The sequence below is a fragment of the Pseudochrobactrum asaccharolyticum genome (assembly GCF_003314995.1).
Classification (GTDB): Bacteria; Pseudomonadota; Alphaproteobacteria; order Rhizobiales; family Rhizobiaceae; genus Pseudochrobactrum; species Pseudochrobactrum asaccharolyticum.
This window is the reverse complement of the sequence record NZ_QNRH01000004.1, coordinates 272,795-289,049: the sequence shown is the minus strand read 5'-3', so window position 1 is coordinate 289,049 and position 16,255 is coordinate 272,795. Positions and strand designations below refer to the sequence as shown.

The 16,255-nt window shown below is 52.5% G+C and carries 12 protein-coding genes; 1 reads left to right on the top strand and 11 read right to left on the bottom strand.

Annotated elements, in window-relative coordinates; genetic code table 11:
- The first annotated feature begins 39 nt into the window (after positions 1–39).
- Entirely contained in the window at positions 40–1,863 is a 1,824-nt protein-coding gene (locus DFR47_RS12500; RefSeq protein WP_113944749.1) for an aminopeptidase P family protein, read from the top strand.
- A 69-nt stretch (positions 1,864–1,932) separates the two neighbouring features.
- Here DFR47_RS12500 and DFR47_RS12495 read toward each other — a convergent pair whose 3' ends face one another.
- The 11 genes from DFR47_RS12495 to murB form a co-directional block, all read right to left on the bottom strand.
- Positions 1,933–2,232: an AzlD family protein gene (locus tag DFR47_RS12495; RefSeq protein WP_113944748.1), complete on the bottom strand. Its 300-nt coding sequence runs from the start codon at positions 2,230–2,232 to the stop codon at positions 1,933–1,935.
- On the bottom strand, positions 2,229–3,020 hold the full coding sequence (locus DFR47_RS12490) for an AzlC family ABC transporter permease (protein ID WP_245416558.1): 792 nt from the start codon (positions 3,018–3,020) through the stop codon (positions 2,229–2,231). The genes DFR47_RS12495 and DFR47_RS12490 overlap by 4 nt, the downstream gene beginning before the upstream one ends.
- A gap of 177 nt (positions 3,021–3,197) precedes the next feature.
- On the bottom strand, positions 3,198–5,351 hold the full coding sequence (gene ligA / locus DFR47_RS12485; protein ID WP_113944746.1) for an NAD-dependent DNA ligase LigA: 2,154 nt from the start codon (positions 5,349–5,351) through the stop codon (positions 3,198–3,200).
- 174 nt (positions 5,352–5,525) lie between these two features.
- A complete protein-coding gene (gene recN, locus DFR47_RS12480; RefSeq protein WP_113944745.1) occupies positions 5,526–7,205 on the bottom strand; it encodes a DNA repair protein RecN in 1,680 nt (559 codons plus the stop codon).
- A gap of 19 nt (positions 7,206–7,224) precedes the next feature.
- Positions 7,225–8,061 carry an outer membrane protein assembly factor BamD gene (locus DFR47_RS12475; protein WP_113945003.1) on the bottom strand — a complete coding sequence of 279 codons (837 nt, stop codon included), beginning with the start codon at positions 8,059–8,061 and terminating at the stop codon, positions 7,225–7,227.
- 387 nt (positions 8,062–8,448) lie between these two features.
- Entirely contained in the window at positions 8,449–9,309 is an 861-nt protein-coding gene (gene lpxC, locus DFR47_RS12470) for a UDP-3-O-acyl-N-acetylglucosamine deacetylase (protein WP_113944744.1), read from the bottom strand.
- A 146-nt stretch (positions 9,310–9,455) separates the two neighbouring features.
- Positions 9,456–11,216, bottom strand: coding sequence for a cell division protein FtsZ (gene ftsZ / locus DFR47_RS12465; protein ID WP_113944743.1), 1,761 nt, complete (start codon positions 11,214–11,216; stop codon positions 9,456–9,458).
- Positions 11,217–11,457: 241 nt separating this feature from the next.
- On the bottom strand, positions 11,458–12,780 hold the full coding sequence (ftsA, locus tag DFR47_RS12460; protein WP_113944742.1) for a cell division protein FtsA: 1,323 nt from the start codon (positions 12,778–12,780) through the stop codon (positions 11,458–11,460).
- The gene (locus DFR47_RS12455; RefSeq protein WP_374788311.1) at positions 12,777–13,712 is read right to left on the bottom strand and encodes a cell division protein FtsQ/DivIB; all 936 of its coding nucleotides are present in this window, start codon (positions 13,710–13,712) and stop codon (positions 12,777–12,779) included. The genes ftsA and DFR47_RS12455 overlap by 4 nt, the downstream gene beginning before the upstream one ends.
- The gene (locus DFR47_RS12450) at positions 13,700–14,626 is read right to left on the bottom strand and encodes a D-alanine--D-alanine ligase (protein ID WP_113945001.1); all 927 of its coding nucleotides are present in this window, start codon (positions 14,624–14,626) and stop codon (positions 13,700–13,702) included. Before DFR47_RS12450 ends, DFR47_RS12455 begins: the two co-directional genes overlap by 13 nt.
- A gap of 556 nt (positions 14,627–15,182) precedes the next feature.
- The gene (gene murB, locus DFR47_RS12445; protein WP_113944741.1) at positions 15,183–16,148 is read right to left on the bottom strand and encodes a UDP-N-acetylmuramate dehydrogenase; all 966 of its coding nucleotides are present in this window, start codon (positions 16,146–16,148) and stop codon (positions 15,183–15,185) included.
- Positions 16,149–16,255: the final 107 nt, after the last annotated feature.

Genomic DNA, 16,255 nt, shown 5'->3' with positions numbered 1-16,255 from the left:
TAATCAGACTTCGAGGGAAATTTTCAGGATCAGAATCTCATGTTTCAGAACTTTGAAGTCAGCAGCAATCCGGCAACCGGTGCGCCGCGTGTAGCCAAATTGCGCGAGGAACTAAACCGCCTGCAACTGGATGGTTTTCTTGTACCGCGTGCCGATGAGCATCAGGGCGAATATGTGCCGCTGCGTGCTCAGCGTCTTGGCTGGCTGACAGGCTTTACCGGTTCTGCCGGTGCAGCGCTGATCCTGAAGAATAAAGCCTATGTCTTTGTTGACGGGCGTTACACATTGCAGGTGCGCACGCAGACCGATCCGGCCGTATTTGACATTGAAAGTCTGGTCGATAATCCGCCGACCACCTGGCTGGAGAAAAACGGCAAAGGTCTGGTGATCGGCTTTGATCCTTGGCTGCACACACTGGCAGAAACCCGCGCTCTGAAAGCAGCTTTGGAAGCACAGGGCGGCAAACTCGTGCCGGTGCAGGATAATCTGGTGGATCTGGTCTGGACTGACCAGCCTGCCGCACCATTAGAGCCGGTGACAATTCAGCCACTGCAATATGCCGGTCAGGAACCACTCGCCAAACTCAACCAGTTGAGCGAAGCCGTTGCGAAAAGTGGTGCCGATGCAACCATCCTCACTGATCCGTCTTCCGTTGCTTGGGCATTCAATATTCGCGGCCGCGATGTCAGCAATACACCGCTGCCTTTGAGCTTTGCACTGATTGCGGCAGATGGTCAGCACATTCTGTTTATTGATAAGCGCAAGCTGCCGATTGAAACCGAAGCCTATCTCACACAGTTGACCAAGATCGTTGCTCCAAATCAGATGGAAAGCACGCTGGCGCAGCTGGCTGGCGAAGGCACCAGCTTCATGCTGGATCCGGTACTGGCTGCGGAAAAGCTGCGTATGATCATCACGCAGGCCAATGGTACCGTGATTGAAGGCACCGACCCTGCCCGCCTGCCCCGCGCGATGAAAAACAAAGCAGAGCTTGATGGCTCCCGTGCAGCGCATGAGCGTGACGGCGTGGCCATGGTCAAGTTCTTCTCATGGCTCGGCAGCCAGCCTGCCGGTAGTGTGGATGAAATCAGCGCCGCACAGCAGCTTGAAACAAGCCGTCGCACCGTCGGTGAAATGTTCCAGAAGCCTCTGGAAGACCTGTCTTTTGACAGTATCTCCGGCGCAGGCTCCGACGGCGCAATCATCCACTACCGCGTCAACACCGATACCAACCGCAAGCTCAATGACGGCGAGCTATATCTGATTGATTCCGGCGCTCAGTATCGCGACGGCACCACAGATATCACCCGCACCGTAGCAATTGGCGAAGTCTCTCCTTTTGAGAAGAAGGCTTTTACACTCGTGCTGAAAGGTGTGATTGCTTTGTCCCGCCTGCGCTTTCCTGTCGGCACACGCGGTCAGGATATTGACGCCTTTGCCCGCGCTGCGCTTTGGCAGTATGGCTATGACTACGCGCACGGCACCGGCCACGGCGTTGGTTCTTATCTCGCGGTTCATGAAGGGCCGCAGAGCATCTCCAAGCGCGGTGCGCAGGAACTCAAAACCGGTATGATCCTCTCCAATGAGCCGGGCTATTACCGTCCGGGCGAATTTGGCATCCGTATTGAAAACCTGATCATCGTCAAAGAGCCGGAAGCAATTGATGGCGGCGATATCGCTATGCATAGCTTTGAGACGCTGACCTTCTGCCCGATTGATCGTCGTCTCATTGATGTCTCTCTGCTCAATACAGACGAACTGGCATGGCTCAATGATTATCATGCGCAGACGCGTGACAAGCTGATGCCGCATTGCTCGGAAGCTGAAAAGAACTGGCTGATTGCAGCAACTGCAGCGCTGTAAATCATATTCATCTGCACAAAGAAAAACCGGCGCATGCGCCGGTTTTTTTATTATCAATTTCAAGCCATTTCAGAACGGCATATATTGGCGCAACAGCACAATCAGCACACCGCCAAAAATACACAGCGGAATGATACCGATGCGAAATGCCGCTAAGGTGCAGATCACCATCGTCACGAACTCTTTCCAGCCTGCATTAAATGCAGCCGGTGCAACAAGCGTTGTCAACACAGCGGCAGGTACAGCATTAAGACCGGCCTCAACGCGATAATGCACACGCGCAAATTGCGAGAGAATAAGATGTCCGCCGATACGGGTGATATAAGTCAGCACCGCAGCGCCGAAAATAATCCAGACAGTTGAACTCATTGAGCCTGCTCCTTGCCAGCCTGTGCAGGCTCATCATCCAGTGTAATCACGGTTTCGCGCCCTGCCTGCGGCTTGGCAATCACCACAGCCATAACAATACCACCGATTGCACCAACGGTGACATGCCACGGGGAACCGATCCAGAAATAAGCCGCAACGGAAGACACAGAACTCGCTGCAACAATAGGGAACCAGTTGGTGCGGGATCGAAAGCCCATTACCAGTCCGAGGAAGTAAATCGGCAGCAGCATATCAAGGCCGATTGATTTCGGATCACCAATCAACCCGCCAAAAGTCGCGCCGATATAGGCTTCCACTACCCATGACAGATAAAGCGGAATGGCCAGCCCCATATACCAGACAAAAGTAATCGGCTTCTTCTGCTCGGCCTGTTTTTCACTTTCCGCATATTGAACATCGGTCAGGAAAAAGAACGCCACAATTTGCTGTAAAGGTGTGAAATGCTTAATCAACCGTCCGGTGCCTGCGGAATAAAGCACGTGACGAAAATTCACTGCAAAAATCGACAGCAGGATCATCCATGGTGCAACATGTTTGCCAAACAGCTCCATGCCCACCAGCTGGCTGGCACCGGCAAACAAAGCCGCGCTCATCCACACGGATTCACTGACATTCAGGCCGTTATCGACGGCAACCACGCCAAACAAAATGCCAAAAGGTGCGACCGCGGCCATAACAGGCCCGCCGCGTTTTGCGCCATCCCAGAATTGCGCAAGTTTACCTGTCTGCGCGTCAGACAGGCTTTTCGGATTACATCCATCCATCATCATTACCAGTATTTTTTAAAACGCGTTGTTAAAGACCGCGTTCACAATCGAGGAATAGACTAAACCAGAAAAACACTTTCCGTTCCCCCTCTGGTTATGAATAGGCTGATGCATAAAACCAATCAAGTGCAGGGCAGACACACCTGCCCTGCCTTATCAGATAATGTCTTGTTTAATTTAATCAGCTCCGACCAGTGTAAACCACGCATCTTCATCAATGACTTCAATGCCCAGTTCAGCAGCTTTTGCCAGTTTTGAGCCTGCGCCGGGGCCTGCGACTACCAAATCTGTCTTTTTTGAAACAGAGCCTGCTGCTTTTGCGCCATAGCGCTCCGCCATGGTCTTGGCCTCATCACGCGACATGCGCACCAGTGATCCGGTGAAGACAATTGTTTTACCCGCAACCGGAGAACCGCTCACAACTTCGTGAACTTCATCCAGCGGCGTCACTTCTGCGAGCAAGGCACTCAGCACTTCGGTATTATGCGGCTCCTGATAAAAGTCCACAATTGCCTCAGCGACGATCGTACCAATACCTTCCACATCCGTCAGTTCGCGCCATGCATCATTGCCCTTATCGCTCTTTTCCAGCGGCACCAGAGCGGCCAGCGCCACTTCTGCCAACTTGGCATAAGAACCAAATGCACGCGCGAGTTTCTTGGCATTGACCTCACCGACATGACGAATACCAAGCCCGAACAGAAACCGGCTCAGCGCAATCTCGCGCCGCTCATTAATCGCGGCATAGAGTTTCTTCACCGATGTCGCGCCGAAACCTTCAATATTTTCCAGTTTTTTGAGCGGTGATGCCGCCTGACGCTTTTCAAGCGTGAAAATATCAGCGGGTGTGCGAATTTTTAAACTCTCATCCTCAGCATTGAAGAAGAACTCAACCTGCTTTTCGCCCAAGCCTTCAATGTCAAAAGCATTACGCGAAACGAAATGGCGGATACGCTCAACCGCTTGCGCCTCACAGATCAGACCGCCGGTGCAACGGCGCACTGCCTCACCTTCTTCACGCACCGTATGGCTGCCGCAGACAGGGCAGAGGCGCGGGAATTCATAGGCAACACTCTCCATAGGGCGTTTATCCGCAACAATATCCACGATCTGCGGGATCACATCACCGGCACGCTGAATAATGACAGTATCGCCGACGCGGATATCGCGTCCTTCACGCAATAGATTGCCCTTCTGGTCAAACCCGCGAATATAATCCTCATTATGCAGCGTGGCATTGGTCACGACCACACCACCGACCGTAATCGGCTCCAGACGCGCAACCGGCGTCAGCGCACCGGTACGACCGACCTGAATATCAATGCCTTTGAGAATGGTAAAAGCACGCTCTGCCGGAAATTTATGGGCAATTGCCCAGCGTGGACTGCGCGAGATAAAACCAAGGCGCTGCTGGAGAGCCAGATCGTCAATTTTATAGACCACACCGTCAATATCATAGCCGAGCGTGGCACGCAGTTCTTCAATCGCATGATAATGAGCAACCAGCTCCGGCACGCTCTCAAAACGGCGCATCAGCGGATTGATGGTGAAACCATAGGACTGAAATTTTTCCACCATGCCCATTTGTGTAGAGGCAGGCATTTCGCTCACCTCACCCCATGCATAGGCGAAAAAGCGCAATACACGGCTGGCGGTGATTTTGCTGTCCAATTGGCGCAGTGAGCCTGCCGCCGCATTGCGCGGATTGGCAAAAACCGGTTTGCCGTCTTTTTCCTGCTTCTCATTAAGCGCCGCAAAGTCCGCATGGCTCATATAGACTTCGCCGCGCACTTCCAGTACGTCCGGCGCAGCGCCATTCAGTACCTGCGGAATATCCGCAATAGTGCGGGCATTATTAGTGACATTCTCCCCCACTGAGCCATCGCCGCGTGTTGCGGCACTGACCAGCCTCCCCTGCTCATAACGCAGTGAGAGCGACAGGCCATCAATCTTCGGCTCTGCGGTAATACCCAACGGGCTGCCCGGAAAAAGCTTGAGAAAGCGATAAATACGCCCGACAAACTCACCGACATCTTCATCGCTGAAAGCATTGTCCAGCGATAGCATCGGTACTTTATGGGTGACTTTGGAGAATTTCTCGGAAACGGCTGCGCCGACTTTCAGCGAAGGCGAATCTTCGCGGATCAGCTGCGGAAAGCGTTGTTCAATCGCCTGATTGCGGCGGCGCAGTGCATCATAGTCCGCATCGGAAATAACCGGTGCATCCTGCGTATTATAAAGGAAATCATGCTCAGCAATGGTTTTAGCCAGCCGCTCAAGCTCAATTGCGGCCTGCTCTTCGCTCAGTTGTTCAACGCTGATTTCACTCATATTCAACCCGTCTCCGTTTACGGATTGAATATAGAGCATTTTCAGCAAAAGTGGAAACCGGTTTTGCGTCAGGACAATGCGTAAAAACAAATAGATAGAGCATTTCCACCCATTTAGCAAAAGTTGGAAATGCTCTGATACAGTCGGATAAAATCAAACGCTCAAGACTGAATTTTATACAGTCAAAGCGCCGTTTTCCCGCAGCAAACGCTCAGCAGCTGCACGAGCCTCATCGGTCACACTGGCACCGGCCAACATACGCGCGATTTCTTCCTGACGCTCAGCGACTTCCATCGTGCGGATCGAGGTACGCATCTGCTCACTCTCCCCTTGCGCCTTGGCGATCAGGAAATGTGTCGTCGCACGTGCAGCAACCTGCGGCGCATGGGTGACAGAAAGCACCTGCACATTGGAAGAAAGCCGCGCCAGTCGCTGACCAATAGCATCAGCCACGGCACCGCCAACACCGGTATCAATTTCGTCGAACACAAGGGTTGGTGCCGAACCGCGATCAGCAAGCGCCACTTTGAGTGCCAGCAGGAAGCGAGACAATTCACCACCCGAGGCCACTTTCATCATTGGCCCTGCGCGTGTTCCCGGATTGGTTCGCACCCAATATTCAACAACATCAATACCTTCAGCACTGCGGTTTTCCGCATCGGTTTCAATGTTGACGATAAATTCCGCACGCTCCAACTTCAGAGCCGGCAATTCCTGCATCACAGCCTGTGTCAGCGACTGTGCAACTTTTGCACGCTCTCCCGAGAGCGCAATAGCCGCCGCATCATAGATTACACGGTTTTCCTGCGCCTGCGCTTCCAGTTGCTCCAGCTTTTCCGCACCTGCATCAAGATCGAGCAAATCTGCATCCATCTTTTCGCGCAATGCAGCCAGATTGGCCACCGGCACAGAGAATTTGCGCGATGCGGCACGCAGCGCAAATAAACGTTCTTCGACAGTTTCCAGCACACGCGGATCAAAATCGATCTCACGCATGGCGGTATCAATACCGCTCTGCGCATCGCCAAGGCGATCCAGTGCCTCATCAATCGCTTTAATCACCGGCTCCAGAAGATGCGGCGCTTCCGGCATTTTGCGCTCAAGACGGCGCACCAGTGCAGCCAATGACGGCACCGGCGATTCATGACCGGACAGCAGATCATTGGCTTCGCTGACATCGGTCGCGATCTTCTCGGATTTCATCATGATAGAGCGCTTTTCAGCCAGCTCATCTTCTTCATCCGGTTGCGGATCCAGCTTGGAGAGTTCTTCCGCTGAAGCACGCAGATAATCAGCCTCACGCGCAGCGGCTTCCACCTTGGCACGATGCTTGATCAAAGCACTCTCACTGTCCCGCCATTGCTTATACAAGCGGCGCAGCTTCAGTGTCTGCCCGTCCAGCCCGCCAAACGCATCCAGCAATGTGCGGTGCAAATCTGTGTCAATCAGTGCACGGTCATCATGCTGACCGTGAATCTCAACCAGATGGCGACCGAGCTCACGCAGCAAACCAACGCTTGCAGCCTGATCATTGATGAAAACACGCGAACGGCCGTCACTATTCTGCACGCGGCGCAGAATAATATCGCCGTCATCACTGATTTCATTGTCTTTGAGAAAATTGCGGGCGGGATGGTTGATGCCGACATCAAACACCGCCGTCACCTGCCCCTGATCCGCACCATGGCGCACAAGGGAAGCATCGCCTCTGGCGCCGAGCGCCAGAGACAAGCTGTCGAGCAAAATAGATTTACCCGCACCGGTTTCACCGGTGAGAACAGACAGTCCCTTTTCAAACTCGATATCGAGTTTCTCAATCAGGACAATATCGCGGATCGACAGTTGCGCTAGCATGGCTGCCTTTATTTATGAATTAAGCGCCGCCCGTAATGAGCGATGATGCTTTGGAAAGCCATGAACCTTTGTTTTCGCGCGGCTCAAGCCCACCGCCCTGCAACAATTTATAGGAATCTTTATACCACTGGCTGTCCGGGAAGTTTTTACCCAGAACTGCCGCAGCAGTTTGCGCTTCCGAAACCAGACCAAGGGCATAATAGGCTTCTGTCAAACGAGCCAGAGCTTCTTCCACCTGACGGGTATTGGAATATTCCTCAACCACATTGCGGAAACGCTTGATCGCGCCCAGATATTCCTTGCGCTCAAGGTAATAACGGCCAACCTGCATATCCTTACCGGCGAGCTGGTCACGGGCAAAACGGATCTTGGTTTTAGCGTCTTCAACATATTCCGATTTAGGGAAGCGGTCGACCACTTCCTGCATCGCGGAAATTGCACGGCGGCTTGCCGCCTGATCGCGCGTTACATCCGGAATCTGACGGAAATAGCTCAGGCCGATAATATAATAGGCATAAGCAGATTCATCCGAAGTCGGGTAAAGCGTGTTGTAACGCTTGGCCATCGAGATCGCTTCCTCATAATTACCTTTACGGTAATTGGTGAAAGCGGCCATCACCAGCGATTTACGCGCATATTCTGTATAAGGATGCTGACGGTCAACGGCAGCAAATTTCTTGGAAGCTTCATCAAGACGTCCTGCATCAAGATTGGCAAGACCTTCATTGTACAGCTTATCCGCCGGATCAATGCTTTCAACATATTTGGACAGGTCGATATCTTTGTCGCCGGACGCACAACCTGCAAGTGCCATTGTCAGCATAACAGCGCCAGATGCCAATGCCAGCTTTGTCATTTTACGAATTTGAGAACCCTCAGCACCAACAAGATTGGCTGCATTATCTGGGAATTTAGAAATCGTCATGCTGTCTCCGGTGTTTCGGCAACACAAATCATGGGCAAATCATTCCTGTGTCAGAGGGTTCATAAACCATAGCTGAGAACAATCGGCAATGTTAATACAAGTTTATTCGCACTGCATCGAGACTGCAATGCCTGCCGGACACGACTTTTTCAACCCGAAAGTCCTTAAAACAGCAAAATCTCTTACAAACTGTCACCACACTACACGTGTTCACGGCTCAATTATGGCTGATAGTACACAGTGTAAAAGAATCATTCTGCTTTGTATCCGGTTTAGTCTTATAATTCTCCGGTGTGTTTTTCATGTCGTCTGGAAAGCTCAGCTTTCAAGACGATAATGCTCCGGATTCTCCAGCAGTGCTTTGACCAGAGCGCCATTCAGCTTGTGACCGCCACGGTAAGAGCGGAACAATCCTCTGAACGGATGACCGGCCAGCGCCAGATCACCAACGGAGTCCAGCAGCTTATGGCGCACAAATTCATCCGGATAATACAAACCATCCGGATTTAGCACCTGCCCTTCATCGCCGATCGCAATGGAATTTTCGAGCGACGACCCAAGTGCCAGCCCCATAGAGCGCAATTTTTCAACATCACGCATAAAGCCGAAGGTGCGTGCTTTGGAGATTTCTTTCTCAAACACATCGCCATCCAGATCAAAACTGAAAGACTGACGACCGATTGATGCCACAGGGAAATCAATCTCCACCTCATAACGTGTACCGTCATATGGCACGAATTCAGCCCAGTTCTGCCCGTCTTCTACCCGTACCGGCTGCAAAATGGTCAGATACTGACGCAGCGCATCCTGCTCAATCAAACCCGCATTGCGGAATGCAGTAATAAACTCTGCAGAACCACCGCCAAGGATCGGCACTTCAGGCCCGTCAATTTCAATGAGCAGATTATCAATCTCAAGCGCAGTAATTGCTGCCATCAGATGTTCAATCGTGCTGACACCAAAATCTACCGAGCCGATTGATGTATTCAGTGTTGTCGAGCCAAGCGAAGAAGATAGCGCCGGAATATTCTCGCGCCGTCCCTCAGCATTATGGCGAATGAAAACAATGCCGTGGTTCACCGTCGCAGGGCTGATTTGCAGCGTAACAGGCTTACCGCCATGCACACCGAAACCGGCAAGCGAAAATGATCCGGCAATAGTTGTCTGCAAAGTTTTCATCTCAATCCTGCTCTCTGTCATCTGATGCATTCCAGTATCAGCTTTATATAAAGCGCACAAAACACAGGCTCAACCATCCCAACAAATAAAAACACCGCGTTCTTGGCAGAACGCGGTGAAGTTTAAAGCAAAAGGTAGTTATTTGATCAGTTGGCCTGACGGCGCAGGAACGCCGGAATTTCAAGCTGATCATCTTCAGAAGCCACGCGCGGCTGTGCGCGGCCCTGATTGTCGAGCTGACCGTTGCGCGGTGCGTAGATCGACGCATCCTGCGACAGCGGACGACGCTGTTCCGGACCACGTGCCTGCATCGGAGCCGCTGGCATTTCGCGTTTCTGCGCTGGTTCCAGACGAGCGGTTGGCTGCTCGTCTTCGCGACGGGACAGGCTGGCTGTCAGACGGCGCAGCAGACCGAGCGGACCGCGTTCTTCGTGTGCAGGTGCTGCCTGCTGCGGAGCTGGTGCGCAACGGGCATTCATTTCCGCCTGAACCGACGGAGGAAAGTCCGAAACGCTAGGCATACGCGGAGCCTGACGCTGCTGCGGAGCCAGAACAGGATCCATGTGCTGCTGCGGCTGGAACTGTGGCTGCGGTGCCAGATTATGTGCAGTTTGCTGCTGCATCTGTGGCTGAACCGGTGCCTGCATCTGCGGGCGTGGTGCAACTGGCTGCTGGCGCATTTCCATCATATCCGGTGCAGGTGCCTGGAAAATACGGCTCTGCGGCTGGAAATCTGCTTCAGCGGATGCTGCAGGCGGTGCATAGGAGCGCTGCTCGCTTTCACCAAGATGCAGGGACTGCTGTGCAGGCGCTGGCTGTGCTACAGGCTGGGCCTGTGCTGCCGGCTGTTGGATCGGAGCCTGTGCAACAGGCGCAGCTGGTTTAGCTACTGGCTTCGCTGGCTGGCGAAATTCCAGCGGCGCAGGCGCCGCGTCTCCGATCTGCTTATCGATTCCGGTCGCAACGACAGAAACACGGATCACACCTTCGAGACCTTCATCGAAGGTCGCGCCGAGAATGATCATAGCGTCCTGATCAACTTCTTCACGGATACGGGTAGCAGCTTCGTCAACTTCAAACAGGGTCATGTCACGGCCACCAGTGATCGAGATCAGCAGGCCGCGTGCACCGCGCATGGAGGTTTCATCCAGCAGCGGGTTCGCAATAGCAGCTTCAGCAGCGGCGATCGCACGGCCGTCACCGGAAGCTTCGCCGGTGCCCATCATTGCCTTGCCCATTTCGCGCATTACGGAACGCACGTCAGCAAAGTCCAGATTGATCAGGCCTTCTTTAACCATCAGATCGGTGATGCAGGCAACACCGGAATAGAGCACCTGATCGGCCATCGCAAAAGCGTCAGCAAAGGTGGTCTTGTCATTCGCAATACGGAACAGGTTCTGGTTCGGAATGACGATCAGAGTATCAACATTCTTCTGCAGATCTTCGATACCCATATCAGCCGTTTTCATACGGCGCTGGCCTTCGAAGTGGAAAGGCTTGGTCACAACACCAACGGTCAGAATGCCTTTTTCGCGCGCTGCGCGGGCAACAACCGGTGCTGCACCTGTACCTGTGCCACCACCCATACCGGCGGTTACAAAGCACATATGCGTGCCGTTCAGGTGATCATTGATTTCGTCGATGCACTCTTCTGCAGCAGCGCGACCAACTTCCGGCTGGGAACCTGCACCCAGACCTTCAGTTACAGCTGCGCCCAGCTGAATGATGCGTTCAGACTTGGACATGGTCAGAGCCTGAGCGTCAGTATTCGCGACAACGAAATTTACACCGCGCAGACCCGCGTTGATCATGTTGTTGACAGCGTTACCGCCGCCGCCGCCGACACCGAAAACGGTAATGCGCGGCTTAAGCTCGGTAATATCCGGCTTTTGCAGATTGATTGTCATCAGTTTCGTTCCTTTTGCCTTTCACCGCTTCGCCGCCGCGGTGCCGTATTCTGATTTGTTTTTTTGTACGCATTTACCCTGAAAGGAACCGCGTTTGCATTTTGAAATTATCTGGTCATTTACCATGATTTGGCAAAAAGCCCAGAGTGTAATCGGGTCAGAAATGAAAAATCTCAAACCCTTGTTTCAAAACTGCTTTCCTTCAATTTTACTCCTCAGGAAAGCCGCGATACCTCTCTAATTAAAAACTTGTTTTCAGCCATTGGCCGACCCGTGAGATACGTCCGCCGGACCCTATAAGGCGTCCGCCGGAAGCAGCCCGAACCGAGCGTTCCTCAATACCTGCAACCTGCGGATAAATCAGCAGGCCCACTGTTGCCGAGAAAGCGGAGCCCTTAGCAGCTTCCGGCAATCCCGCAATTCCTAACGGCCGTCCGATGCGGACATTGCGCGCCAGAATACGGCGTGCAACTTCCGGCATACCGGTCAGCTGGCTTGCGCCACCTGTCAGCACCACACGTTTACCGACAATATGCCCCAGCCCCGAAGCATTGAGCCGATCACGAACCAGCTCCAGTGTTTCTTCAACACGGGCACGAATGATACGGGTCAGAACAGAACGCGGATACTGGTTCGGCACATCACGGTCGTCGTCGCCAATCGGCGGCACGCTGATCATATCCCGGTCATCGGCAGCGCTTGGCAGCGCCGAGCCATACATAACCTTGAGACGTTCAGCATCTTCCATGCGGGTGGAGAACCCGCGCGCCACGTCCATTGTTACATGCATACCGCCAATGGCAATGGCGTCTGCATGGATAAATTTGCCTTCCGAGAATACGGAAATCGTTGTGGTGCCACCGCCCATATCAATACAGGCCGCGCCCATTTCCGCTTCGTCATCCACCAGAGCCGCCAGACCGCTTGCATAAGGGGTGGCAACAATCGCTTCGACCGAGAGGTGGCAACGGTTAATGCAGAGCTCCAGATTGCGTAAAGGTGCGCTATCAGCAGTCAGCACATGCATATCTACGCCGAGCGTATCGCCGAGCATGCCCAGCGGATCACGAATACCGCGTTCGCTGTCCAGCGTGTAACCAATCGGCAAAGAGTGAACCAGATGACGCTCTGCCTGCAAAGCCTGTTTCGCACCGGCAGCAAGCACACGGCGAATATCGGTTTTCTCGACTTCGTGGCCGCCCAGATCAATGCTGGCATTGAAAGTTTCGCTTTTCAGACGACCAGAAGAAATATTCACGATCAGCGATTCAACTGTCAGACCGGCCATACGTTCAGCCGCATCAACGGCCAGACGGATCGACTGTTCCGCTGCGTCCAGATCAATCACAACACCGGATTTAACACCGCGTGATTTCTGGTAGCCGATACCCAGAACATCCATGCGATGAGTACGACCTGGCAGGAATGCACTCTCATCTCTAGGGCGCAAACGGGCAATCACACAGGAAACTTTAGAAGAACCAACATCAAGCACAGTCAGCAGTCGCGTACGGCGACCTGAAGATGCGGAACCGGAAGTGTTTTTTGAAGACCAGATACTCATGCGCGCCTACCCGCTGCCTTGGCAGCCTTTTCGCGGTCTTTCAACATTTTCTCACGCTGTTCCATACCGCTTGGCGTAAGCTGCACTGTCACACGGTCATCCAACCGCATGTCGAGGCTGAGAATATCCCGACCCAGAATATTTTTAGTCCGTTGCAGGGTTTCAACCTCAGCCAGAGCGCGTTTCACGTCCTGTTCCGGCAATAAAACCCGTACACCATTATCAAACAATAAATCCCAGCGGCGATCAGAGACACGCGCATAGGCACGCACTTTAGCGGCCAGATCAGGATAAGCTGCTACAGTTTCAATGAAGGCTTTACCCCGACTAGATGCGCCCTCACCGACAACAAGCGGCAGTGAAGCGTAGCGGGATCCATTCAGCGGTACGATCGGTTTACCCGCTTCATCAACAACCAGCAATTCACGACCGCTTTGCCAGAGTGCAAATGCCTTGCGCTCTTCCAGAGAAACCACGACCGAACCCGGATAGACTTTGCGGATTTCAACACCGGCAACCCAAGGCAGCGTCTCAATAGCCAGACGCGCCTCATCAGCATTGAAACCGATCAGGGATGTTTCCCCGTCCAGACCAAGCTTTTCCAGAATATCAATTTCAGATGTTTCGTTATTACCGGCAACGCTCACTCTCTCGATTGCAAAACCGAAAGTTGAGGCAGTTGCCTTAACAACAGTATGGGTATGATCGCCGACAATCATACCATAGATGCCGGTGGCACCCAGAAAGCTGACCAGCCCCAGAGTACCGGCATAGCGAGGTATATTGACCCCGCCGCCAAACAGGCGCGAGGCAATACGAAAAGGCTTACGAAGAAAACGTGGCAGAACAAAAGCACCACTATGCGACAGAGATGTACGGGACATCATCGCATCATGATCACTTCTGTCAGATCTCGTTTTTAACGCATGCACGAGGCATCCTCCACCATCCAGCTCAACAACTCACCGAATGAATACCCTTCAGCCTTGGCAATATCCGGCACCAGAGAGGTCGGCGTCATGCCCGGCTGTGTATTCACTTCAAGCCAGATCAGCTCACCATCACCGGAGCCATTCTCATCAAACCGGAAATCGGAACGACTCACGCCGCGACATCCGACCGCCTGATGTGCCTGAAGTGCCATTATTTGTATTTTTTGGTAAATATTTGGTGAAATTTTCGCAGGACATTCATGTCGCGAGCCACCATCTGCATATTTTGAGTCATAATCGTAGAAAGAATGTGCCAGCGGAATGATTTCGCAGACACCAAGTGCACGATCACCCATCACGGCACAGGTCAGTTCGCGCCCTGCAACATAGCGCTCGACCATAACTTCATCGCCGTATTTCCATTCATCGGAGCCAAGAATCTGCGGCGGGGCACTCTGGCCTTCGCGCACGATCACTACACCGAAGCTCGAGCCTTCACGAACCGGCTTCACCACATAAGGCGGCTGCATCGGATGCTCATTCCCGATATCGAAGCGGTTCATCACACGCGATGGAGCAACAGCCACACCGGCAGCGCTTGCCACCAGCTTGGCGCGCGCCTTATCCATTGCCAGCGCCGAGGCCAGCACGCCGGAATGTGTGTAAGGAATTTGCAAATATTCAAGAATGCCCTGAATGGCACCATCTTCGCCAAAAGGACCATGCAAAGCGTTAAACGCCACATCAGGCTTCAGCTCAGTCAAAACAGCAGCAACATTGCGATCAACATCAATGCGCGTTACGCGATAGCCCTGCTCTTCAAGCGCCTTGGCACAAGCCGCACCGGAAGAAAGACTCACCGGACGCTCCGATGAAAACCCGCCCATCAAGACAGCAACATGTTTACCTGTCATTTTAACCATGTCCCCTCTGCCAGCAAAGCTGATACACATAAAACAAAAAACACTTCAAACCCGCCGAAGCCGGTTCGTGCGCATCATGCAGATACGCCAAACTCATTAAAAATACCCCTCGAGTTCTGCATGACTGAAAGTCCGAACCTCCCCGAACTCAGAGACAATCATACAGCGCTCCGGCGGAAGATTTCCGCAGAACCCCAAGGCAAAATTAACTTGCCGACCCAAATCACTAACGCTTGTTCACTATAAGAATCAGAGAGTTGATTCTATGGCAAGCCCTTACAAAATATTACGTTGAAAGCACCCGAATCATTTTTATCGGAAACCACTGATTTATTAAGGTTTTTCATTAATTAGTTAGTTCGGAAATTTATTTTAGCAAAATGCAAAGGTGAGACTCTTGACAGGGGCAAATCACCTCAAAAACCATGATTTCAACCCCACAAAAACAAATCACCGCTGCCCTCTTCAAATGAAGAAAACAGCGGTGACGTTAAAGATAGCCTGCAGCTTTCCGTTTAGGAGGCAACTGCTGAAATAAACAGGATGATTAATCCAAAAATTCGGTAACTTCACGCCCTTCAAGGAACTGGCCGAGACGACGAATTTCCCAGTGCAGTTTAATACCCGAATTAGCGCGTACTTTATTGCGTACAGTCTCGCCCAGCAGCTCCAGATCATAACCGGTGGCATTGTCGCCATTGATCATGAAATTGCAGTGCATGGTCGACATATGCGCGCCGCCAATGGTCAGACCACGGCAACCGGCTTTATCGATTTCTTTCCATGAGGACGTTCCCTCGGGATTTTTGAAAGTAGAACCACCGGTTTTCTCACGGATCGGCTGTACAGTCTCGCGATGGTTCTGCACTTCATCCATTGCAGTGCGAATAGCTGCAGCTTCGCCACGCGGCCCCTCAAACAATGCTGAGGTGAAGATAAAATCTTTCGGTGCAGAGCAATGACGATAGGCATAGCCCATATCCGCATTGCTCAGAATATGCAGATGACCTTTACGGTCGAGCGCACGCACTTCCACAACACGTTCACAGGTTTCAACACCATTGGCACCGGCATTCATGCGCAAGGCACCACCGATGCCGCCCGGAATACCGTGATAGAAATGGAAACCGGCAATTTCAGCTTCAAGTGCTGCTGCTGCCACACGCTTGTCCGGTGTCGCCGTACCGGCGCGCAGACGCGTATCAGATACACGCTCAACCTCACCAAAGCCTTTGGCAGACAAACGTATCACAAAGCCCGGAATACCGCCTTCACGCACCAGAAGGTTGGAACCGATACCAACAGTCATCACCGGAATTTCCTCCGGTACATTTTTCAGGAATTCCGCCAGATCATCTTCATCGGCAGGCTGGAACAGAACTTCAGCAGGGCCGCCTGCGCGGAACCATGTGATCTTATCCATACCTGAATTTGGCGTCAGACGTCCGCGAATACCGGACAGAGGTTTTTCAAGCTGCTTGAGCAGCGCTTCACCATCGAGCTTTACAGCCATTTCTACTCATCTCTCTTAAAGCAATCCGGACTTCAAATTTTCCGGATTATAAGCGTCATAACAATTCGGATAAGGTCAGGAAAAACACGGCAGGATCAAGGCATTAT